Source organism: Phenylobacterium sp. J426 (genome assembly GCF_024699945.1).
In the GTDB taxonomy this organism is placed as follows: Bacteria; Pseudomonadota; Alphaproteobacteria; order Caulobacterales; family Caulobacteraceae; genus Phenylobacterium.
On the sequence record NZ_JAJOMY010000001.1, the window covers coordinates 3917392 to 3939022 of the forward strand.

At 69.9% G+C, this 21631-nt stretch carries 17 protein-coding genes and 1 pseudogene; 6 read left to right on the forward strand and 12 right to left on the reverse strand.

From position 1 onward, the window contains the following. The first annotated feature begins 82 nt into the window (after nucleotides 1-82). The 4 genes from LRS10_RS20625 to LRS10_RS20640 all read left to right on the forward strand — a co-directional run bounded on the left by LRS10_RS20625 (nucleotide 83) and on the right by LRS10_RS20640 (nucleotide 4328). Nucleotides 83-2338, forward strand: coding sequence for a TonB-dependent receptor (locus LRS10_RS20625; protein ID WP_308237991.1), 2256 nt, complete (start codon nucleotides 83-85; stop codon nucleotides 2336-2338). A gap of 99 nt (nucleotides 2339-2437) precedes the next feature. Further along, nucleotides 2438-2848, forward strand: a complete 411-nt coding sequence (locus tag LRS10_RS20630) for a hypothetical protein (protein WP_257838884.1) — start codon at nucleotides 2438-2440, stop codon at nucleotides 2846-2848. Then, the gene (locus LRS10_RS20635) at nucleotides 2824-3240 is read left to right on the forward strand and encodes a hypothetical protein (protein WP_257838885.1); all 417 of its coding nucleotides are present in this window, start codon (nucleotides 2824-2826) and stop codon (nucleotides 3238-3240) included. Before LRS10_RS20630 ends, LRS10_RS20635 begins: the two co-directional genes overlap by 25 nt. Nucleotides 3241-3317: 77 nt before the next feature. Further along, nucleotides 3318-4328, forward strand: coding sequence for an NAD-dependent epimerase (locus LRS10_RS20640; protein WP_257838886.1), 1011 nt, complete (start codon nucleotides 3318-3320; stop codon nucleotides 4326-4328). Between the two features lie 150 nt (nucleotides 4329-4478). On the opposite strand, the pseudogene LRS10_RS20645 reads toward LRS10_RS20640, so the two are convergent. Then, nucleotides 4479-5585 (reverse strand): annotated as a pseudogene (locus LRS10_RS20645) (M24 family metallopeptidase); the annotation flags it as partial. A 193-nt stretch (nucleotides 5586-5778) separates the two neighbouring features. Here LRS10_RS20645 and LRS10_RS20650 point away from each other — a divergent pair. Then, nucleotides 5779-6096, forward strand: a complete 318-nt coding sequence (locus tag LRS10_RS20650; protein WP_257838887.1) for a UrcA family protein — start codon at nucleotides 5779-5781, stop codon at nucleotides 6094-6096. A 9-nt stretch (nucleotides 6097-6105) separates the two neighbouring features. Here LRS10_RS20650 and LRS10_RS20655 read toward each other — a convergent pair whose 3' ends face one another. Next, complete coding sequence (locus LRS10_RS20655; RefSeq protein WP_257838888.1) at nucleotides 6106-6579, reverse strand: RidA family protein; 474 nt, start codon at nucleotides 6577-6579, stop codon at nucleotides 6106-6108. A gap of 392 nt (nucleotides 6580-6971) precedes the next feature. On the opposite strand from LRS10_RS20655, the gene LRS10_RS20660 reads away from it, so the two are divergent. After that, on the forward strand, nucleotides 6972-9536 hold the full coding sequence (locus LRS10_RS20660) for a TonB-dependent siderophore receptor (RefSeq protein WP_257838889.1): 2565 nt from the start codon (nucleotides 6972-6974) through the stop codon (nucleotides 9534-9536). Between the two features lie 41 nt (nucleotides 9537-9577). On the opposite strand, the gene LRS10_RS20665 is transcribed toward LRS10_RS20660, so the two are convergent. The 10 genes from LRS10_RS20665 to LRS10_RS20710 form a co-directional block, all read right to left on the reverse strand. Then, nucleotides 9578-10804: a pyridoxal-dependent decarboxylase gene (locus tag LRS10_RS20665; RefSeq protein ID WP_257838890.1), complete on the reverse strand. Its 1227-nt coding sequence runs from the start codon at nucleotides 10802-10804 to the stop codon at nucleotides 9578-9580. Between the two features lie 206 nt (nucleotides 10805-11010). Continuing rightward, nucleotides 11011-12300 carry a nucleotide sugar dehydrogenase gene (locus LRS10_RS20670; RefSeq protein ID WP_257838891.1) on the reverse strand — a complete coding sequence of 430 codons (1290 nt, stop codon included), beginning with the start codon at nucleotides 12298-12300 and terminating at the stop codon, nucleotides 11011-11013. Between the two features lie 93 nt (nucleotides 12301-12393). Further along, the gene (locus LRS10_RS20675) at nucleotides 12394-14358 is read right to left on the reverse strand and encodes an AGE family epimerase/isomerase (RefSeq protein WP_257838892.1); all 1965 of its coding nucleotides are present in this window, start codon (nucleotides 14356-14358) and stop codon (nucleotides 12394-12396) included. Between the two features lie 7 nt (nucleotides 14359-14365). Then, a complete protein-coding gene (locus tag LRS10_RS20680; protein ID WP_257838893.1) occupies nucleotides 14366-14719 on the reverse strand; it encodes a hypothetical protein in 354 nt (117 codons plus the stop codon). Then, nucleotides 14716-15522 carry a sugar phosphate isomerase/epimerase gene (locus LRS10_RS20685; RefSeq protein ID WP_257838894.1) on the reverse strand — a complete coding sequence of 269 codons (807 nt, stop codon included), beginning with the start codon at nucleotides 15520-15522 and terminating at the stop codon, nucleotides 14716-14718. The genes LRS10_RS20680 and LRS10_RS20685 overlap by 4 nt, the downstream gene beginning before the upstream one ends. Next, nucleotides 15522-16319, reverse strand: a complete 798-nt coding sequence (locus LRS10_RS20690) for a pyridine nucleotide transhydrogenase (RefSeq protein WP_257838895.1) — start codon at nucleotides 16317-16319, stop codon at nucleotides 15522-15524. Before LRS10_RS20690 ends, LRS10_RS20685 begins: the two co-directional genes overlap by 1 nt. Continuing rightward, nucleotides 16316-17395: an FAD-dependent oxidoreductase gene (locus LRS10_RS20695; protein WP_257838896.1), complete on the reverse strand. Its 1080-nt coding sequence runs from the start codon at nucleotides 17393-17395 to the stop codon at nucleotides 16316-16318. The genes LRS10_RS20690 and LRS10_RS20695 overlap by 4 nt, the downstream gene beginning before the upstream one ends. Then, the gene (locus LRS10_RS20700) at nucleotides 17392-18396 is read right to left on the reverse strand and encodes a glycosyltransferase (RefSeq protein ID WP_257839224.1); all 1005 of its coding nucleotides are present in this window, start codon (nucleotides 18394-18396) and stop codon (nucleotides 17392-17394) included. The genes LRS10_RS20695 and LRS10_RS20700 overlap by 4 nt, the downstream gene beginning before the upstream one ends. Before the next feature lie 73 nt (nucleotides 18397-18469). Next, nucleotides 18470-18889, reverse strand: a complete 420-nt coding sequence (locus LRS10_RS20705; RefSeq protein ID WP_257838897.1) for a DUF4112 domain-containing protein — start codon at nucleotides 18887-18889, stop codon at nucleotides 18470-18472. 41 nt (nucleotides 18890-18930) lie between these two features. Further along, on the reverse strand, nucleotides 18931-21606 hold the full coding sequence (locus LRS10_RS20710) for a polar localization protein TipN (protein ID WP_257838898.1): 2676 nt from the start codon (nucleotides 21604-21606) through the stop codon (nucleotides 18931-18933). Nucleotides 21607-21631: the final 25 nt, after the last annotated feature.

The window sequence follows — 21631 nt, forward strand, 5'->3', positions numbered from 1 at the left end:
GACGGCCGCTGAGGCCGCCGACGCGCGCCTGCGTCTCTCGATCCCCCCGAAACCCTATGCGGACGCGCTGATCGACCTCGGCATGCAAGCCAATGTCTCGATCGTCGGCACTTCGGCCTGCGGCCGCGGCGGCCGCGTCGAGCTCCTGGGACGATACAGTCTGAGCCAGGCGCTGGAGCGACTGCTCGCCGACGCGCCCTGCCAGTATCGCATCGTGGACGCCCGTACGGTCCGCATCACCGCCGCCGCGGCGGCCGAGGCTCCGCCGCCCGCGCGGCTGCCTGCCGACCAGCCTATGCTGGTCTCCGAGCTGGTGGTGACGGCGGCCAAGCGTCCGGCCAGCCTCGACCTGCTGCCCGCCGGCGTCAGCGCCATCTCGCGGGAGCAGATCGCCGTCACCGGGGCCGCCGATGTCGGCCAGACGGTGGGTCAGGTTGCGGGCGTACTGACCACCAACCTCGGGCCGGGCCGCGACAAGCTGCTGATCCGCGGCCTGTCCGACGGCGCCTTCACCGGCCGCGCGCGTTCGACGGTCAGCACCTACCTTGACGAGGCGCCGATCAACTACAACGCGCCCGATCCGGACCTCCGGCTCGTGGATGTCGAGCGCATCGAGGTGGTGCGGGGGCCACAAGGCGCGCTCTACGGATCGGGCGCCGTCTCGGGCATCTACCGGATCATCACCCGCCAGCCGGACCTCGACAGCCTCGAAGGCGGCCTGGCCGGCACGCTGGCGCTGACCAAGGACGGGGAGCCTAGCCGCGAGGTGGAGGGCTACCTCAGCGTGCCGCTGGCCGCCGGCCACGCGGCCCTGCGCATCGCCGCCTACCACGACTACCGCGGCGGCTATCTCGACGACACGCGCACGGGCGAGAAGGATGTCGACCAGACCGTCCGCAACGGCGGACGCCTCGCGCTGCGGCTTCGCGTGAGCGACGACTGGGAAATGAACCTGCGGGCCGCCACCCAGCATCTGCGGACCAAGGACGCCCAGTACATCTTCCCGGCGATGGGCGTCCGGCGGGTCTCGCCGTTCCGCGAGGGCCACGACAACGACTTCTCGCACGCGGCGCTGAGCCTCGCTGGGCGGGTGGGCGAGATCGAGCTCTCCTCCTCCACCGCCTACGTGCACCACACCTTCACCAGCCAGTACGACGCCAGCGAAGCCGGCGTCTTCAACCGTCCCGGCGAAACGGGCGCCTACCTGGAAAACACCCGGGTGAACATGCTCGTGGAGGATCTGCTGATCCGATCCGGCTCGGGAGGCCGCTTCAACTGGCTCGCCGGAGCCTTCGGCTCGCTGACCCTGGAGCGCTCGCCCTCGGAGGCGAACTTCGTCTCGGCCGCGGGACGGACCGTGACGACCTACGAGGAATTCCGGAAGGACCGGCTCGAGGAGGCCGCGCTTTACGGGGAAGCCGACTACGCATTCGCGGACGGATGGAAGGCCACGCTCGGAGGCCGGCTGTTCCGCAGCCGGGTTCGCACCTCGGCGGAGATCGAGGTGGCGCCCGGCATACCGCTGGCGCGCTCCCGGGTGGTTGGCTACGCGCGCTCCTTCGACGGGTTCTCGCCAAAGCTCGCCCTGCAGCGGGCGTTCGCCAACGGCAGCCTGGCCTACGCCCTGGTTTCGGAGGGCTATCGCCCCGGCGGCTTCAACACCGCCGGCGTCACCTATCTGCGCCAGGAGCGGACCTTCTTCCAACCCGACCGGCTGAGGAACTATGAGATCGGCGCCAAGCTGCGCCTTTTCGAGGGCCGCATGGCCCTGCGCTCGGCCGTCTATTACGACGAGTGGAACGACATCCAGACAGACCAGTATCGCCCGACGGGCCTCTCCTACACGACCAACGTCGGCGACGCCCGGATCGTGGGGCTGGAGACCGAGGTCGGCTACGACTGGGATTTCGGGCTCTCAGTGCAGGTCAACGCCCTCCTCACCGACTCGCGCCTCGCCAATCCCAATCCGAACTTCACGGGTCCGGTCGCCGAGGAGTTGCCGGGGATCCCTGCGGCCTCGGGGGGCGTGGTCGCCGTCTATCAGCGGCCGCTTCCCGGGACATTCGTCATGCGGTTCGTCGGCGAGGCCAGCTACGTCGGCCGCTCCAGCATCTCGTTCGACGCCGCCGCGACACGCCGGATGGGGGACTACGTGCGGGCCAAGATCAGCGCTGAAGTGGCCAGCGATATCTGGACGGCGGCCGTCTTCGTCAGCAACCCGCTCGACGACGACAGCGACACCTTCGCCTACGGCAATCCGTTCAGCTTCCGCGCCGTGCGCCAGGTGACGCCACAACGTCCCCGGACCGTCGGCGTCAGGCTCGCGGCCAACTTCTAAACATTTCTTTGACCCTAGAGCGGGGGGTGCGCTGCGCCGGCGGCGTCTCATCAGCATGAGCCGGAAGGCTCGGCTGGAGGCGCAGAGGACGTGGTCAGATTGTCGGCGCTTGTCTGCGTGCGTGATGGCGAAGCCGAGCTCGCCGCCTGCCTGCGCAGCCTCGGCTTTTGCGACGAGATCGTCGTGGTCCTCGACCGCGGCGCCGAAGGCGCCCGCGAGGCCGCCCGCCGCGCCGGCGCCCATGTGGTCGACGGCATCTTCCCGCTTCCCAGCCAGGCCCGCGTGGCGGGCGCGGAGGTCTGCACCGGCGACTGGGTGCTCGAGATCGAACCGGACGAGCAGGTCGACCGCGCCCTTGCCTGGGAAATCCGCGCGGCCCTTCAGATGCGTCCGCAGGGCGACTGGTTTGAAATCCCGATCGACAACTACGTGGGGGAAACCCTCGTGCGGCAGGGCTGGACCGGGGCGCTCGGCGCCGACCGGGGGTGCGTCTGGCCCGGCGCGGGGTGAAGTCCTGGCGGCCTGGGCGACGCGCGACCGTCGTGCTGGGGGAAACCGCCGGGGCGTTGAAGGGCGCGATCCGCCGTATGGCCGGCCGCGACCTGGGCCAGCTGGTCGCGCGGCTGGACCTCGAAACCGGCGCCGCCGCCGAAGATAGCGCCGACGCCGGGCGGATCGGCGGCTTCGCCCGCGCCCTGCTCTCGGGCCTCGGCGCGGCTGCCCACAGCTACCTGCTCCGCCAGGGCTGGCGGGAAGGCCGCCTGGGACTGATCGTGGCGCTGCTCTCGGGCCTTTATCCTGTGCTCATCCAGTTGCGCGCGGCCGACCTCCTCGCGACCCGGGAGGCCGAGGCGGCCCGGTTGCAGGCCCAGCCGCTCCGGCTTCGCCAGGCCGCCGGCTAGGCCTCGACCGTCGACTTCGTCGCCGCCTGGCGCTACCCAGGCGTGCCCAAAGCGCAGGCGGCGTCTGGAGTGAGACCTTGACCATTCTCGTCACCGGCTCGGCCGGCTTCATCGGCTTTCACCTGAGCCGCCGGCTGCTGGAGCGCGGCGAGGTCGTGGTGGGCCTCGACAGCCTGAACGCCTACTACGATCCCAAGCTCAAGGCCGCGCGCCTGGCGATCCTCGAGGGTTACGGGGGCTATCGGCATGCCAAGCTCGATCTCGCCAACCGGGACGGCGTGGCCGCCCTGTTCGCCGAGACGAGACCCACAGGCGTCGTGAACCTGGCAGCCCAGGCCGGTGTGCGCTACAGCCTCGAGAAGCCCGAGGCGTACGTGGACTCCAACGTGGTGGGCTTCCTCAACATCCTCGAAGGTTGCCGGGCGGTGCAGCCGCGCCATCTGTTGTACGCCTCGACGAGCTCGGTCTACGGCGCCAACGGCAAGCTGCCGTTCAACGTCCACGACCACGCCGTCCATCCCATCACGCTCTACGCGGCCACCAAGCTCGCCAACGAGACGATGGCTCACAGCTATTCGCACCTGTTCGGCATCCCCTCCACGGGCTTCCGGTTCTTCACCGTGTATGGGCCCTGGGGCCGGCCGGACATGGCGCTGTTCAAGTTCACCGACGCGATCCTCAGGGGGCAGCCGATCGACGTCTATGGCCAGGGCAAGATGCAGCGCGACTTCACCTTCGTGGATGACATCGTCGACGGCCTCGTCGCCGCCCTCGACCGCCCGCCGGCGCCGAACCCCGCCTGGGACGCCCAGGCGCCCGATCCGGCGACCAGCGGCGTCGCCCCGTGGCGCGTGCTCAACCTGGGGGCCGGCCGCCGTGTCGAACTGATGCGCTACATTGAGGTGCTGGAGGAGAAGCTTGGCCGCAAGGCCGAGCTCAACCTGATGCCGATGCAGGCCGGCGACGTCGCCCGCACGGAAGCTGACACCGCGGAAACCGAAGCCGCCCTCGCCTACCGCCCCTCCACCTCGGTGGAGGTCGGCGTCGGCAAGTTCGTCGACTGGTACCGCGAGTACTACGGCGTCTGACGCTAGACCGGCCGGTCGATGGAGGCGGGCGGCTGCGAGAACCACTTCGGCCCCCGCTCGGTCATGTACAGGCAGTCCTCCAGCCGGACCCCCGAATTCGCCGGGGATGTAGATGCCGGGTTCGTTCGACAGGCACATGCCGGGCGCCAGCTTCGTCCGCTCGCCGCGCACGAAGTTGATGGGCTCGTGTCCATCCAGGCCGATGCCGTGGCCGGTGCGGTGCGACGTGCCGGGCAGCTTGTAGTCGGGGCCGTAGCCCAGCGAGGCGTAGTAGGCGCGCACCGCGTCGTCGACCCTCCCGGCCTCGACGCCGACCTGGGCCGCCTCGAAGGCGATCTGCTGGCCGCGCCGCATGTGCTCCCAGACGACCCGCTGCCGCTTCGTCGGCTCGCCGAAGACGAGCGTCCGGGAGATGTCCGACTGGTAGCCCTGGTAGGTGCAGCCGCAGTCCATCAGCACGACCTCGCCGTCCCGCACCGCCTGCGGCTTGCCCGAGCCGTGCGGATAGGCGCTGGCCTCGCCCAGCAGGATCAGGGCGAACTCGGGCGCGCCGCCCAGCGCACGCGTCGCGCCGTTCATGATCGCGCCGATATCGCCAGGCGTCATGCCGCGCTCGATGCGCGGCGCGGTGTGGCGATAGGCGGCTACGGTGATGTCGGCGGCGTGCTGCATCAGGGCGATCTCGGCGGGCGACTTGATCATCCGGCAGGCGCGGACGACCCCCGCGCCTGACCGCACCTCGACCCCGGGCAGGCGCCTCTGCAGCCCCTCGACGGCGAAGAAGCGGACGGTCTCCTCGACGCCGACCGCGCCCCTCGCGAGCTTCCTGTCCCGCAGCCAGCCGGCGACCAGCGCCAGCGGGTCCTCATGCTCCTGCCAGGTGCGGAATTCGGCAGGGACCGCCAAACTTTCGCGGACCGAAGGTTCTTCGAAGAACGGCGTGACGACCAGGATCTCGCCCTCCGCCGGAATGACAGCCGCGGTCAGGCGTTCGCTCCGCCCCCATCGGACGCCGGTGAAATAGACGAGGCTCGCGCCAGGCTCGATCAGCAGAGCCGATAGCCCTTGTTCGCGCATCAGGCGCTGAGCCTTGGCGAGCCGCGCGGCGCGCTCTGCGGGCCCGATCGGCGGCGGCGGGTTCGCCAGGGGCGCGAGACCGGCGGCCTGGACTGGCGAGGCGGACAAGGCGGGCAAGGCGGGCAAGGCGCTCAAGGCCAGGGATGACGCCCCGAGGGCGAGAAGGCTGCGACGGTCCATGGCGGCCAAGCTGTCCTGACTTCCCGCCCCGCTCAAGTCCGCAGGACCTGCAACGACTTTTGCGCAGACCCGCCGATTCTCACGAGGATTTGCCTGCGCCGGCAGCGTTCTGCTGGCGACGCGAGCGCCCGGCGACTAAACTTTCGGCGCATTGATCGAGCCGGCGCGAGACCGGCCGCCTAGGGAGCCCAACATGAAGCGCCTGATCGCCATCGCCCTCATCGCCTGCGCCGCACCGGCCGCCGGCTCGGCCGCACCGCTGACGGCGGTGGTTCGCTACGGCGATCTCGACCTATCGCGGTCGGACGACGCAGCCATGATGATGCGCAGGATCGATCGCGCGGCCCTTTCCGCCTGCGGCGCCTCGAAGGTCAGCGTTCGCGAGCTGCAGCGAGCGGTCCGGGAAGGGCCCTGCTTCCAGGAGACCCTCGCCCGGACCGTCAGCGCGCTGAATGCGCCTGCCGTCTCGGCAATCTATCGGGAGCAGATGCCCCAAATGGCGGCGCGCTGAGCCCGGCGATCAAGGCTTCTTCGCCGCCTGCACCTCGATCTCGGCGTACATGCCGGGCCGAACCAGCCCGGCGACCTGCGAGGTGATCCGCGCAGGCTTGTTCTTCAGCGGGCCGAAGACCTGGTTGTAGCCTTCCATCATGCCCGCGAAGTCCATCCCACCGCCCTTGGCCGGGTCTCCGACGAGCAGCACCCGCATCATCACCACGTCCTCGAAGCCGTAGCCCTGGGCCGTCAGGATCGCGCCGATCTTGTTGAGCACGCTGAGCGTCTGGGTCTTCGTGTCGCCGAACGGCGTGGCCGGCGGCGCACCGGGCACGGTGTCGGGGGTAATGCCGCTCACATAGAGCATCTCCGAGCCGGCAGGCACCTTCACCGCCTGGGAAATGAAGCTGTTCTGCGGGTTGACGTGCACGTTCTGGGCCTGAGCGGTCGCCCCCGCGCAGGCGCTGAGGGCAAGGGCGGCGAAGACGGATCGATGCATGAGCACTCCCGGGTGACGATCGGCTGGTGTGGATGCCGCAAGCTAGGCCATCTGCGACCCTGCCGACGAGTCCCGTGGGCGCTGGCGCAGCGCCCTTGAGACCGGCGCCTGAATTTTAGCCTCCGGGCGTAGCGAACGCGCCAGCGGAACGCCGTTTTGTACGGAGCCGCCAAATTGACGCTCAAGACGAAATAAGTATTCCCGTCTGATCCTTGCTCACATTTCAGACCTACTGCTCACCGCGTGCGCAATCGATCGGACCGCCCAACCCGTCTTCTTGACTCTCCCAGGAAGTCACGCGGTCCTGTCATGCAAGTGACGTGTGATCAACATGCGCACGGGGGTTGGGGAGGTGCGCTGCGAAAGGGCCCACAGCAAAGAGGGGGTCCTAGGTGAAAGCAGTACTTAAGACGAGCGGCCGCGCCGCTCGGCCCGCATACGCGCGCGGCTTGTGGCTGGCTGGCATCTCGGCCGGCGCGGTCACCGACACCCAGGACCTTCTGAAAACCCTGGTGCCGTCCTACACCCTGACCCGCCAGCCGATCTCCGACGGCGCCACCTTCATCCGGCCGGCGTCGCTCCGCGGTCTGCCGTCGGACAAGACGCTGCTGCTGGTGAACTCCAAGCGTCGGCACCGCTCGGCGCTGGTTGTGACCGGCGGGTCCGGCGTTCAGGCCCAGGACGCCGCTCAGATTCCAGCAGCCGCGCTGAAGTCCGTGGAGGTGCTGCGGGACGGCGCGGGCGCCCAGTACGGCTCGGACGCCATCGCCGGCGTGATCAACTTCATCCTGAAGGACGGCCCCGACGGTGGGAGTCTGCAGGTCCAGGCCGGCGAGTACTACGAGAAGGACGGCGATTCCATCATCGTCAGCGGCAACAAGGGGCTTCCGCTTCCCAACAACGGCTCCATCAACGTCTCGTTCGAGTACATCACCGAGCAACCGAGCTCGCGGGCGCAGACCTTCTGCAACCGCAATATCCCGAACCAGTCGGCGGGCTTCTGCATCCCCGTCTTCGCCAGCGAAACCGCGGGCACGGCGGCCAATCCCGGCACGGCCTACACAGCGGCCTACGCGCAGCAGGTGAACTACCTCGGCCTCTACAGGCGCACGCCGCAGAAGTGGGGTCAGCCCGAGGCGGAGGCGATCCGGGTCTTTGCAAACAGCGAAATGGAGTTGGGCGTCGGCGAACTCTACGCCTTCGGCAACTACGGTCGCAGCCACATGAAGGAGGACTTCAACTACCGGAACCCGGTGGACGTCGGCGCCTCGACGAACAATCTCGACGACTATGTGCGCATGCAGAACGGCCAGCTGTTCCGCGCCAACCAGATCTTTCCGCTGGGCTTCACCCCCGAGTACTTCGGCACGGTGACCGACTGGTCGATCATCGGCGGCTACCGTGGCGAGATCAGCGGCCTGAGCTACGATCTCTCCGCCCGGTACGGCTATGACAAGCTGCGCTACGACCTCGACAACACCGTGAACTTCTCGCTCGGGGAGAAGAGCCCGACGGAGTTCCACCAGGGCGATCTGGTGTCCGATGAAGTCGCGCTGAACGCCGACTTCACCTACGCCTGGGAAGGCCTGACGCCCGAGCCCGTGGCCATCGCCTTCGGCCTCGAGTACCGCAAGGAAGGCTACGAGATCCGGTCCGGCGACGTGAACGCCTATATCGCCGGCCCCTACGCGGTGCAGGACCCCTACGACTTCTGCACCAACGAGGCGAGCGTCGCCCTACGTACTCTGCGGCCGACGGCGCCGCAGAACGCGGGCATCGTCTGCAATTCGACGACCCAGGTGATCGACGGCCGCACCTTCACCAATCCCGTCTATGCGGTGCTGGGCGTGGGATCGAACGGCGCGCCGGGCTTCTCGCCCCAGTATGCCGGTCGCCTGACCCGCAACTCCAAAGCCGCCTACGTCGACGTCTCCACCGACCTGACAGACCGGCTCTTCCTGCAGGGTTCGCTGAGAGCCGAGGACTTCTCGGATTTCGGCTCGACCCTCGATTACAAGGTCGCCGGGCGCTTCGAGATCAACGACGTCTTCGCCCTCCGCGGCTCCGTCGGAACCGGCTTCCGGGCGCCGACCACCGGCCAGAACTTCACCACCATCGTCTCCACGGTGGTCAACAACGGCCAGCCGGTTGCCCAGGGGCTCTTCCCAGCCACCAATCCGGTCGCCCAGTTCCTGGGCGCCGAGCCGCTGGAACCCGAGACATCGCAGAACTTCTCCTTCGGCGTCACCGCGCAGCCGCTGCCGGGGCTTTCGATCTCGGCCGACGCCTACTTCATCAAGATCGACGACATGTTCTACGCCGTGACGCCGATCACGGTGACGCCGGCGCTGCAGGCGGCGCTGATCGCAGCCGGTGTGCCGGGCGCCGACACGATCGGCCAGGTGAACTTCTTCCAGAACGCCTTCGACGCCGAGATCCAGGGCATCGACGTGGTGGCGACCTATGCCCACGTCTGGGAGAATGGCCAGAGCACCAACCTCACGGCCTCGTTCAACTGGAACATGCCGGTCGTGAAGGCGGTGAAGACCATCGTCGATCCGTCCGGGGTCACGCGGACGTTCTTCGACGGCGAGTACGTCTACGACTTCAAGCACGCCGAACCGCGCTGGCGCAGCGTGCTCACGGGCGTCCACAAGGCGGGCCCGTTCACGGCCGTCGCACGCGCCTCGATCTACGGTCCTTACAAGAACATGTTCAGTCAGACGCTGAACGGGGTGATCCAGAAGTGGGACCCCGAGATCTTCCTCGACCTTGAGGGCAGCTGGGCCGTGACCGAGCGGACGACGCTCACGCTTGGGGTCCGAAACATCCTCGACAACTACCCCGACCGCGACAAGATCGGTGAGTCGGCCACCAACGGGCGGATCTACCGGTCCGACATGATCGTCGACTGGCAGGGCGGCTTCTACTACGCCCGGGTCGGCGTCACCTTCTGACCCCGGGAAGCGGGCGGTCCTCGGGCCGCCCGCAGCTCGCGTCAGGCATAACGCGCCTCCCCGCCGACCCCGCCCTTCGCCGCCTCCACGGCCCAGGCGAGGTCCGCCAGGTAGGCGTCCGCGACCGCGGCATGGAAGGGTGAGAGCATCAGGTGCAGGCTCTTCGGCTCGGTGGTGACCCCGGTGAACCAGCCGCGTTCGCGGAGCTTGGCCCAGACGGCCAGGCAATCGACATCGCTCCGGGTGAACGCCAGCAATCCCAGCGCCGGGCGCCCCAGCACCGTGAAGCCCAGGGCCTCCGCGCCCGCCTGGATCGCCTCGCGCGCCGCGGTCACCTGCCGCTGCTTCTCGCGGTAGCCCTCGACCCCCAGGAAGTTCATCACCGCCCAGGCGGCCGCAATGGCTCCGCCCGGCCGCGTGCCGGCCAGCGTGGGCGTCACCATCCGCCCGCCGGGCCAATCCTTGAAGTCGAACACCATGAACGCCTTCAGCGCCTCCGACCGGAACAGCACGGTCGAAGCGCCCTTGGCCGCATAGCCGTACTTGTGCAGGTCGGCGGACATCGAACGGACCCCCGGCAGCTCGAAGTCGAAGGGCGGGATGTCCCCGCCGTTCATGCGGACGAACGGGGCGAGATAGCCGCCGACGCAGGCGTCGACGTGCAGCCAGAGGTCCTGCGCGATGGCGAGATCTGAGAGGGCCTCGATCGGATCGATCAGGCCGTAGGGAAAGTTGGGCGCGGAGCCGACGATCATGATCGTGGCGGCGTCCGCCGCCGCCACGATGGCTGATGGGTCCGCGAGATAGTCCTTCAGCGGCGTCCGCCGGACCTCGATCTCCATGACGGCGCAGGCCTTGTCGAACGCCGGGTGCGCAGACCGCGGCAGCACCACATTGAGCGAACCCGTGACGCCGCGCTCCCGCCGCGCGAAGTCGCGCGCCGCCTTGATCGCCATGGTGATGGAATCCGTGCCGCCGGACGTCAGCGCGCCCGCCGCCTCCGGCGGGGCATGCATGAGACCGAGACCGAACCCGACGACCTCGCGCTCCATCGCCGCCAGGCTCGGAAAGGCCGCCGGCCCCAGGCCATTCTCCGACATGAAGAGGCCGTAGGCTTCCTTCTGGACCTGCTCCACCTCCGGACCGGCGTTGAAGACGTAAACGGCGGTCTTGCCCTCGCGCCAGCGGACGTCGCCGTGCGCCATCTGCAGCATACGGGACTTGAGGTCGGCCCAGTCGGCGCCGGCTTCGGGAAGGGTTTTGCGCATCGGAGTCTCCGCAGGACGCGGACACCATAGCGCAAACAAAAAGCCGCGCCTTTGGGCGCGGCCAGTTAAGGGAGGAAACGCCCCGAAGGGCAGGACCACCTCTGACCTGTAACTGTGACGGGACAAAGACGTAATCGCCTCGATCCAGACACCGGTCACCCAAACGCCCAAGCTTTAGGCGCCTGCCCGAATATCGGGCGCTGGATCTACAGTCGGAGGTCGGCGGCGGCCCTGGGCAGCGCCGCCTTCACGTCGAAGAGCACGGCGCCCGCCTTGCCAAGCGCCCGGATCGAATCCGCGCCCATTTCGGCGAACTGGCGGTGCGCCACGGCCAGAACGACGCCATCGTAGGCGCCCGCCCGCGGTTTCTCGATCAGGTCCAGGCCGTATTCGTGGCGCGCATCCGCCGACGCGATCCACGGATCCCAGACGTCCACCGCCGCACCATAGTCGGCAAGCTCGCGCACAATGTCGATCACCCGCGTGTTGCGCAGGTCGGGCGTGTTCTCCTTGAACGCGAGGCCCATCACCAGCACGCGGGCGCCCTTCACCATCACGCCCCGGCGGATCATCTCCTTGATCAGCTCGCGCGCGACATAGCCCCCCATCCCGTCGTTGATCCGCCGGCCGGCCAGGATCACCTCGGGGTGATAGCCCAGGGCCTCCGCCTTGTGGGTGAGGTAGTAGGGATCCACCCCGATGCAGTGGCCGCCGACCAGACCCGGCCGGAAATTGAGGAAGTTCCACTTGGTGGCCGCGGCTGCGAGCACCTCCTGGGTGTCGACGCCCAGCCGGTGGAAAATCAGAGCGAACTCATTGATCAGGGCGATGTTGAGGTCACGCTGGGTGTTCTCGATCACCTTGGCCGCCTCGGCCACCTTGATCGAACTGGCCCGATGCACGCCGGCCGTCACCACCGAGGCATAGAGCGCTTCCACAAAGTCACCCGCTTCGGGCGTCGAGCCCGCCACGACCTTGACGATGTTCTCGAGGCGGTGGTGCGGGTCGCCGGGATTGGCGCGTTCAGGGCTGTAGCCCGCGAAAAAGTCGCGGTTGAACGCAAGGCCCGAGACCTGCTCGACGATCGGGATGCAATCGTCCTCCGTCGCCCCGGGATAGACGGTGGACTCATAGATCACCACGCCGCCGCGCCCGATGGCCCCGCCGACCGTATGGCTCGCCGCGCGCAGGGCCGAGAGATCGGGCTGCTTGTGCTCGTCGATGGGCGTCGGCACCGTGACGATGAAGACGTTGCAGGCTTTGAGGGCCGCGGGATCGGCGCTGAACGCCAGCCGCTCGGCCGAGGCGAGAGCCTCTGGCTGGACCTCCAGCGTGCGATCGCGGCCTGCCGTCAGTTCCGCGATCCGGTCCTGGTCGATGTCGAACGCCACGACCTCATGGTGACGCGCGAAGGCCACGGCCAGCGGGAGGCCGACATAGCCGAGTCCGATCACGGCGATGCGCGCGGGCGCCGAGGCGAAGGGGTTCTGCACCATCGCAGGCTGCCTAGCATGGTTCGCACCGGGAGCGTGAAGAGCCGCCAGGCTCGTGCGCGCCCGCGCGGCCGTCGACGAAGGTGGTCCGCGAGATCAACGCCTCGGATCGAGCGACTGCGCAGCCGGCGCGTCGAGCGGCGCCTTCGCGGTGGTCGTCACGTGCGACCGAGGCCCTAGACGGCGCTCCTCAGGGCCAGAACGGCCCCCCAGGACGTGGTAGAGCGAGGTCGCAGGGGCGGGCTCCTCCACGAAAGCGCCCTCCGCATCCCGCCTGTCTCGCCACAGCCCGGCGACCGGCGTCTGCAGATACGTCGCCAGGCCCCGGGCCGCCGACAGCGCGTCGGCCGTCTCGCCGAGCATCAAGGCGGCCTTCAGACGCTCCGTCTGCGGCCATAGCCGCGCGCCGCCGTCCCGCACCCGCAGATCCTCCCATAGCGCGTTCACCGCGACGTCGCCCACGAGTCCGCGCGCGCCCACGGCGTACAGCGCCCGCGCCGCCGTCCGGGCGCGGGCGCTGGCGCGGCGGCGGCCCCAGTGCTCCAGCAGCCAGGCCCATTCAAACTGATGGCCGGGCTCCACGAGCCCCGCCTCCCCTTCCACGGCGCTCCAGCCTTCGTCGAAGAACTCCCGCAGCACGCCTGTCGCCGGGTCAATGAACCGGTCGAGCGCCAGCTCGGCGATGTGGTCGGCCACCGACCGCCAGCGGGCGTCGCCGCCCGCCGTTTCCCACGCCAGCGCCGCTTCCAGGACATGCATGTGGGCATTGGCCTGGAACGGGCGGTCTCCAAACTCGCGGAGGCCGCCCGGCGGGTGCCGCAGCGGCTCCAGCGCCCGGAGCATCGCCTCGCCCTCGGCCAGCCACCGCGGGTTGTGCGGTTCGGCGCGGTGCAGCGCCGAGGCCGCCAGCATGGCGAAGGCCTGTTCATAGATGTGGCCGGTCTCGTCCAGCGCTTCGCCGCCAGGCGTCACCGCATAGGCGAACAGGCCATCCGCCCGGCGCGCGTGCTGAAGCAGGAATTCGAAGCCCGCCACGGCCCGCTCGAACCAGGGCCCGTCGAGGCCCTCCGCCGCGGCCGCAGCGAAGACATAGACCTGCCGCGCCATGCTGCGCGAACGTCGCCGCGGCTCATGCGGCCGGCCCTCCTGCGTCAGCGCCTCGCGAAAGCCGCCGTTGGTCGGGTCGACGCCAACGGTGCTCCACAGCGGCAGAGCAGCGTCGTGGAGCCAGTCCACGTACCAGTCCCGCGCCTCCGCCAGCGACCCGAACGGGGCCGCCTCCGCCGGGATGTCGAACCGGCCGAGGCAAACCTTGGCCAGGGTCTTCAGCAGGTCCAGCTCCCCGCGGAACGGCCGGATCTTGGTGGGCGCCTTTTCGCCCTTCGGGTAGCGCCGCGCCGTCGGCAGTTCCACGCAGTGGAAGCCCAGCTTCGGCGCGCGGTAATTCATGTAGGCCAGGAGTTCGTAGTCCCGGAATTCGGGCCTGAAGATCGCCATGCGCGGATCGGCCAGCAGCCGCCGGCTATAGGCGCGGAAGCCCTGGGTGGTGTCGCTCCACCGGAATCCGGAGGCGAGGCTGAGCGCCGGCGCGTGGATGAGGCGGATCGCGAGATCGCGCGCCACCGGCGTGTTCTCCGCCACCCCGCCTGCCACATATCGCGAGGCCTGGACGAAATCGTAGCCCGCCTGAAGGGCCGCCAGGAACGCGGGGATCGCGTCGGGATCGTCCTTGTCGTTGCCGTCGATCGTGACGACGCCCTGGTAGCCCTGCTCCAGCGCGAAGGCGTAGGCGCAAAGAAGCTGCGCGCTCAGCTTGCCCGGACCGGTCTTGCGGATCAGGCCGGCGACACGATGAGCCTCCAGGCGCTCACCCGCCAGCGAGCCGTCCGTCGAACCGCCGTCCACGATAAGGATGTCGGCGAGGTCGGCGATCCCGAGACTGTCCATCCGACCCAGCAGGCGTCCGATGCGCTCGCCCTCGTTGATCACCGGGATGACCACGCAATGGTCGCGGGTGCGGCCGGTCCACCGCTCCACGACATGGTCTGGCACGTACCTCATGCTGGCCTCATGCCGGCGACCGGGTCAGGGCGAGGACGACGATCCCGGCCAGCAGCAGGCCATAGCCCAGCCCGTGCAACGGCGTGAACGTCTCGCGGATCATCAGGGCCGAGCAAGCGCCGACGAGGACGATGGCGCCGGCGGTCGCCACGGGGTGGGCGACATTGAGGGGCAGCCGGGTGACGGCCGCCGCATAGGCCAGGAAGGCCACGCCGTAGCTGATCGCCGCGAGCCACAGGCGGCCGTTTCCGACCATCGCCAAGGGGTTGGAAAGGTCGAGGGGTCCCTCCGAGCTCAGCTTGACCAGCACGCTGGCGGCGGCGTTGGCGACGACGCCCACGAGGATCAGCAGCCAGGTCATGCGCCCTCTCCATAGGCGGCTTGGGCGGCGGCCACGGCCCGCGCGACAGCCGCGAGGCCGTCGGGCTGGGTCGCCATCTCCACGGTCACCGTCAGGTCCGGCCGGAGCCGGCGAATGACTCCGCCGGCCCGGACGTGCGGCGCGCCGCCCTCGCCAAGGGTGACCAGCCCGGGCTCGCTGGCGTGGGCATGGGCGAACAGGGGCGCATGAGCCGCGACGGTCGCCTCTACGTCCTCATCCTCCGCAGCCATCGTGCCGACGTCCAGCTGCAGCCGGATGGCCGGGTGATCCACCGCGCGCACCATGGCCGCAGCCTCGGCGGTCCGGACCATGAAGTTGCAGCCGTACATGGTCGGGTTGGCCTCGACGCAGACGACCACGTCGTGCCGCGCTGCGGCGTCGCCGAGCCGGCGGAAGAAGTCCACGGCGGTCCGCCGGACCTCTGTGTCCGCCAGGGCCCCGCGATCTCGCTGCTTCGGCGAACCGAACACCAGCGCCCGCGCGCCCAGCCCTTGGCCGACACGGCACTGGGCGGCGAGACGCGCCAGCATCGTCCCGTCGTCCGAGAAGAGATTCAGGCCGGTGGTCCCGAACAGCAGGCCCTGCAGGCCGACGATCTGGAACCCGCGGTCCGCCCACCACCGGCGGACAGCCTGGACCTCGGCGCCGCTCGCCGCCGCAGGATCGGCAAAGTATTTGCCGGGGGCGACGTCGACGCAGGCGACGCCCGCCGCGGCCAGCAGCTCGGCCGCCGCAGGCTCGTCGGCGATATCCCACGCGATGTTGGAGACCGAGAGGCGCATCAGGCGCCCGTCGTCGCGTTTGGCGGCTGCGCCGGGGGCTCGGACTGGGCGTAGGCGCGAATGGCCAGCAGGCTGTCGCGCCTCGAATATTGGTAGGCCCCTGCGCCGCCGAACAGGGCCGCGTGCCGGCTTTGCAGGTCATAGGCCGGGGGCGTGCGGCCTTCCACGCGATTGTCGAACGGCCGCCCGAAGCCGGCCTCGGCGACCTCGGCCACGGACACCGGTTCGGCCGTCAGGTGCAGCACCGTCAGCTCGGCCTCAAGCGCCGTCCGCAAGTCCGCCCACAGGTTCACCATCGGGTAGAACTGGTAGACGCCGCGCGCATCGATGGCCGAGAGGTTGTTGTCATTGCGCAGGTCGAAGATCGCGTTCTTCCGGAGGCCGGGGCCCACGAGGCCCGGCAGCCGCACGATCAGCGCGCCCGGAAACCGCCCCAGCACCCAGCGCTCCAGCCAGCGCCGATTGGCGCCGTAGGCGCCGGGGGCCTGGGCGTCGGGGTCGCTGTCCTCGTCGGCCCCGCGACTGTCGGCGAAGACATCCACCGTGCTGATCAGCACGACGCGTCGCGCCTGGACGTGGTCCAGATGCTCCGCCAGCCCCTGCAATCGCGCCCGATCGGCCTCGGGTTCGCGATCGGCGACCCACTTCTGAGCCGGCGCGCCGGCGCAGACGAGGAGCTCCGCCTCCAGGCCGCGAGCCTCGGCGATGTCCGTCGAGCGGAACCGCCGGTCGAACGGCCGCTGCCGCAGCAGGCTCTGGCCCACGAATCCGCTCCAGCCGACCAGGACATCGGTCATGGCAGCGCCTCGCGATCGAGACGTTCGAGCACGTCGAAGACGTTGTCGATCTTGCCGCCCAGCACGCTGACGAGCCGCCCACCGGCGCCTCGACGCTCAAGCAGAATGGGCCGTCCGTCATCGCCCTCGTTGCGCGCCAGCACCGTCTTGACGGTGAACAGCGAGTCTTCGGGCTCGGCCTCGGCCATCACCGGCACATAGCGCGCCGCGTCGCGCAGCATCCGGTCGACGCGGGTCTGCTTCTCATAGGCGTCCAGCACCGCGCGCGGGTCGCGCTGACCGCTCTCCGTCCAGCTCATGTGAGGCGTATAGCGGACGTGGCTCAGGGAATGCAGCCCGCGCGGCGGAAACGGCATGCAGGAGAAGAACGCTCCGTCCATCACGGTCACGCCCAGGCCGGCCAGGGCGGCGGGCGGGCGGATCAGCGCCAGTTCGGTCAGCTCGTGCTTCAGCGCCAGCGGCGGACCCGGGGCGAAGGCCTGGAGACGGCTGTAGGCGCAGTTGAACAGCAGGTCCGATCGATGCGCCTCGCCACGAACCGTCACAGCGACGCCGGCCTCATCCGCGGTGGCGGCCGTGACCTCGGCGTTGAGGCGCAGGTCCACGCCCGCGCCGACCAGCTGGCGCTCGCAGAGCGCCGCGAGCCGCTCGGCGTCGAAGGCGGCCTCCTCGGCAAGATAGGCGCGTGCGACGGTGCGGGGATCGAACAGCCGGGCGATCTCGGGCGGGGCCGGCGTGAGCCCCGCTCCGATGTCGGCGCAGAACCGCTCTGTCTGCCGCGGGGTCACCTTCGAGTTGCGCGCGGCGAGGGCGTAGATGGCCTGAAAGCCGACGATCGCCTCGCGATACGCCGTCAGGAAGCGCGGATAGTTCACCCGGCTGCGATAGGCCGTCGTGAAGCTGCGCAGGTAGTGGTAGCCCGCGTGCACCCGCGCTTGATTGATGAAGGAGGCCCCGCCCAGCAGGCGCGGACCGGATTCGAACAGGCGCACCTCCGCCAGACCGCGCACCGTCTTCAGGTAGGTTGCGATCGCGGCGCCGTAGAAGCCGCCGCCCACGACGATGGCGCGCGTCATCTGGCCCGCTTCAGCGCCGGCTTCCGGTCAGCCTCGACGTTCAGCCGGCTCCGGCGGGTCATCACCGTGCTCGTGTGCTCTCCCGCCAGGTAGTAGGACGGCCCCTCCAGCGTCCAGACCAGCATCTGGGCGACGTATTCCACGAGGATGAAGACCACGAGCGACAGCAGGAAGAACATGCCCGACTGTTGCAGCGACAGCGTCGTCCAACCCGGCATGACGTCGGCCTTGAAGAGCCGGATCAGGATCACGTAGCCCGAGTAGATGAGATTCAGGGTGGCCCCCGTGATCGCCAGGGCTGACGCGAGGCGGAGCGGAAGCATGGTCTGGGCGAACAGCAGGTTCAGGCCCCGCCTGGCCTTGGTCCGTAGCCCCGCCTGGTCCTTCGCCGCACGCGGCCCCGGATAGTCCAGGCTCGCCTTGGGGAAGCCGGCCAGCGCCGGCAGCGCGCGATAGCGGAGCGCCGGCTTCGGCTGTTCCATCAGGAAGCTGACCACGCGCTTGCTGATGATCCGGCAGCTTGCGCCTTCTGTGGCCAGATCGACCCCGACGAGCTTGCGGTAGGCGCCACGGAACAGGCGGTCGAGCAGCCGTTCCGGGCCGGACATGGGCTTGGGCGTGGTGTTTCGGATCGTGACGAGATCGACGCCTTCCGAAATCTTCTCAAGAGCTTGGGGCAGGAAGCTGAGATCTTCATTCAGAGGATCGAGCACGAGGACATAATCCCCCAGGGCGTTCTCGACGCCAGCCCAGACGGCGATCTCGAAGTCGACCTCGCGGATCAGCCGGTAGATCTGCAGGTTGGGCAGGCCGCCCTCGCCCACCAGGTCGGCGTATTCCCGGGCGGAGCCGTCGTCGGAGCCGTTGTCGACGACCACGACCTCGAAATCCTCTACGTGCGCCGAAAGCTCGACGACGAGAGGTTCGATGAGCGCGCGCACGCGACCGGCCGCGTTTCGGAGCGGCACGACGACGGACAGCAGGATCGGATAAGGCTGCACCAAGGCCCACGACTCCCCACGCGGCCTCCACGCATGCCGGGTCCCCAGGGGTTCGGCAAGTCCGGGCTTGGCCTCAGCGGACGGCCCGCGGGCCGACCGGGCGAGCGCGACTCGCCCGAAGCGCCTCGTCGTCGAGGTTCACAGGCCGTCCGTGGCGACGCTCGATGTCCTTCTGCAGCGCCTTCGCGGCCATGGCATGGCCCGGGAACAGGGTGTCCACGGCCCAGCCTGCGAGCGGTACGCTGGAGCTCGCCGTATCGACGCCCAGGTACAACGCCATCTTGACCAGCGTCGCCCGCGACGCGCCGGCCTGGATCGCCTCGGAGAACAACAGGGCTCCGGCGCCGACGGAGTAGGCGGTCCCGGCCACCGGCACCCAGGCGAGGACACCATCGATGCCGATGCCGAAGGGGCCTATGCCGAGCATCCGGTCCGAGAGCACTCGGATCCGCTCGGCGCGGCGCCAGGCGGTGTGGGCGCGGTTCTCCTCCATGTCCGACTAACCGGCCGCCCCGGCCCAGGTTCCCAAGGCCCCTAGAGCATCCCGCCAGCGGCGGCGTCGAGCAGCAGGTAGAGCCGTCCGGGCTCGCCCGCGAGCAGCTCGGCCATCAGGAAGCCCTGAGGATCGCGAACCACGGCGTCGTCGATGAGGGTCTTGTAGCGGCGCAGATAGATCTCCGTCTGCCGCTTGACCGCCTCGTCCGTGAACAGCCGTCGCGCGATGCGGCGGGTCGCGGCCGGCGCAAGCTTTTTCACCACCTGCCGCGCGCCGTCCTCGTCGCCCGTCTGCACCGCGGCGGCGATCTCCTCGATGCGGCCCTTGGGCAGCAGCTTGGCGGGGTCGACCCCCATCCGCGCAAGCTCGGCCGAAAGCGCAGTCTCCAGGCGTTCCCCCTCGCCTTCGGAGCCGTCCAGCGACGCCAGCAGGTCCTTCCAGGTCCAGGTTTCCCCCTCGGGCGGCGCCTCGTCGTCCTCCTCGTCGTCCGAGGCGCCCGCGGCGGCCACGGCGTCCGGCGCGGGGCCGCCAGCCGCGGCGAACACCGCCTGGAACTCACGGTCCGTGGCCGTCGGCGTCAGCTTCAACCGGGCGCGAAGGCCGAGCTGCTGGGCCAGCACGCCGCCCGGCGCGGCGGCTTCGGGCGTCGCGGGCGGCGCCTCCACCTGCACAGGCGCATCAAGTTCCAGCGGCTCGTCGCCTTCGACCATCGCCGCGATCGGCCCCGGCTCAACCGGTGCGGGCGGCTCGGCCAACGGTGGCGGCGGGGCGCGCCGCGGGGCCGGCTTGATCGGGGACGGAGCGGCCGCGGTCAGCGGAGCGGGCGCCGAGGCGACCGTGCCCATCAGGCGCACGGCTTCGGACAGCATCTCGAAGTTCCGGCGCACGCGGTCCTGGAACGCGGCGTCGATGGCCTGCGCCTCTTCCGCCGTGCGGCGGGCCTGCTCCATCAGTTCGTCCATCCCGTGAGCCACGGCGGCCTTGACCTGTTCGGCCTGGCCACGAGCGGCCGCCGGAAGGCGAGAAGCGCGCTGCTCCAGTTCGCCGAGCATGGCGGCCAGCTCGTCCAGCGTGGCGCGAGCGGCGACAGCGCCCTCCTCCAGCTTCCGCGCCGTGGCGGCGCCGGCCTCTTCGACCATCTTCGACGATTGTTCGACGAGCGCGCGAGCTTCCTCGAGACGGGCTTCGAAGACCTGGTTGGCCTTCTGGCCGGCGGTGAACGCGGCTTCGGAAAGCTGATCCACCTGCTCGCGCGCGGTCGTGGCATGGCGGGCGGCGGCCTCGCGGGTCTCCTCGGCGGCGGCGGCCAGCGCGTCGATCGCGGCGCGCGTCTGAGCCTCCAGCTTCGCGCGTTGGTCCGCGGCGGCGGCGGAGACCGCCTCGAGCGCGTGCAGCGTCGACTGGCCGAACTCCTCGCGTTCGGCCTTGGCGGTCTCGGCCAGGTCGCGGAACTGGAGGGCCGCGTCGGCCATCAGCTGGCGCAGCGCCTCGCCGCCCTTGGTCGCCCGGTCGCTCATTTCCGCGGCCGACAGTCGGGCCTGGCCGATGAATTCCGACAGCCGCGCGGCATGAGCCTCGGCCTCGCTCGAGAAGCCCTCGTGGTCGGCCCGCAGTGCGGCGGCCAGGGTGATCAGGGCGGCGCGCTGTTCGGAAAGACCGGACTCGACGGCCCGGGCCTGCTCGGCGACGCCCACGCCGGCCGTCTCCAGGCGGGCGATATGCCGGGTCAGGTCCTCGCCGGCGGTTCGCGCCGCGTCGCTGGCCTCGCCCGCGGCGGCGGCCAGGTCGGCGGCGCGGGCGGCCAGGGCGGTCTCGGCTTCGCGGATCTGCGTCTCGGCCAGGCCAGCCGCATCGGCGACCATCTTGGCCTGCTGGGTGATGGCGTCCGCCACCCGGGTGGCCTGGCCGTCCAGCGTGCGGGCCAGTTCGCCCATCTCGGTGCGTTCGCGGCCCAGCGTGCCCGCCAGGTCGTGGGCGGTGCGGACCGACTGGGCCGTCGCCCCCGCCAGTTGCTCGGTCTCCAGCGCGAGCGCGTCGCGCAGCGCCAGCAGGGTCTCGCGCGCATCCTCGGCCGCGGCGCCGGCGCGGGCGATCTCGTCCCGAACGGACTGCGCCACGTGCCCGGCGCGGGCGGCGGCGACCACGGCTGGGCTCAGCATGTCCTCGGCCATCGCCTTGGCGCGGCGCGCTTCGAAGGCGAGCTTCTGCCCCTGGCGGATCATGAAGGCCGCGGCCCAAACGAACGCGGCGGGACCGATGGCCAGCAGGGCGAACACCGCGAGCGCAAAACCGTCATTCTGCAGCGGCGCCACCCCGCCGCGATAGCCCACCGCAAAGGCGATGGGCGCGAGCGCCCAAAGCACGGACACCGCGACGGCGGCCACCCAGATCGGCCAGCCCGACGGCGGCGTCAGCTCATCCATGACCGAGGGCTGATACCCGGGCTCCGGCTGGAACTCCGGGCGCGGCGCGGGCGTGCGGGCCCCGTGGGTGGCGACCGCCGAGGCCCCTGGCGGCGGCTGGAGAGGCGGCGCAGGCTGGGGCTGGGGCTGGGGCTGGGGCTGGGGCTGGGTCTCGGCCCAGGGCTCGGACTTGGGCGCAGCGAACGCGCCGCCCGAAGGCTCGACCTCGGACATGGCCTCGGACAGGGGCGCTGTCTCGAGCCCGGGCTGGGCGCCAAAATCCACCGGTTGTCGCCGCTTCGGAAACTTCATGCGCGGCCGTCCCCTTCCCCACTAA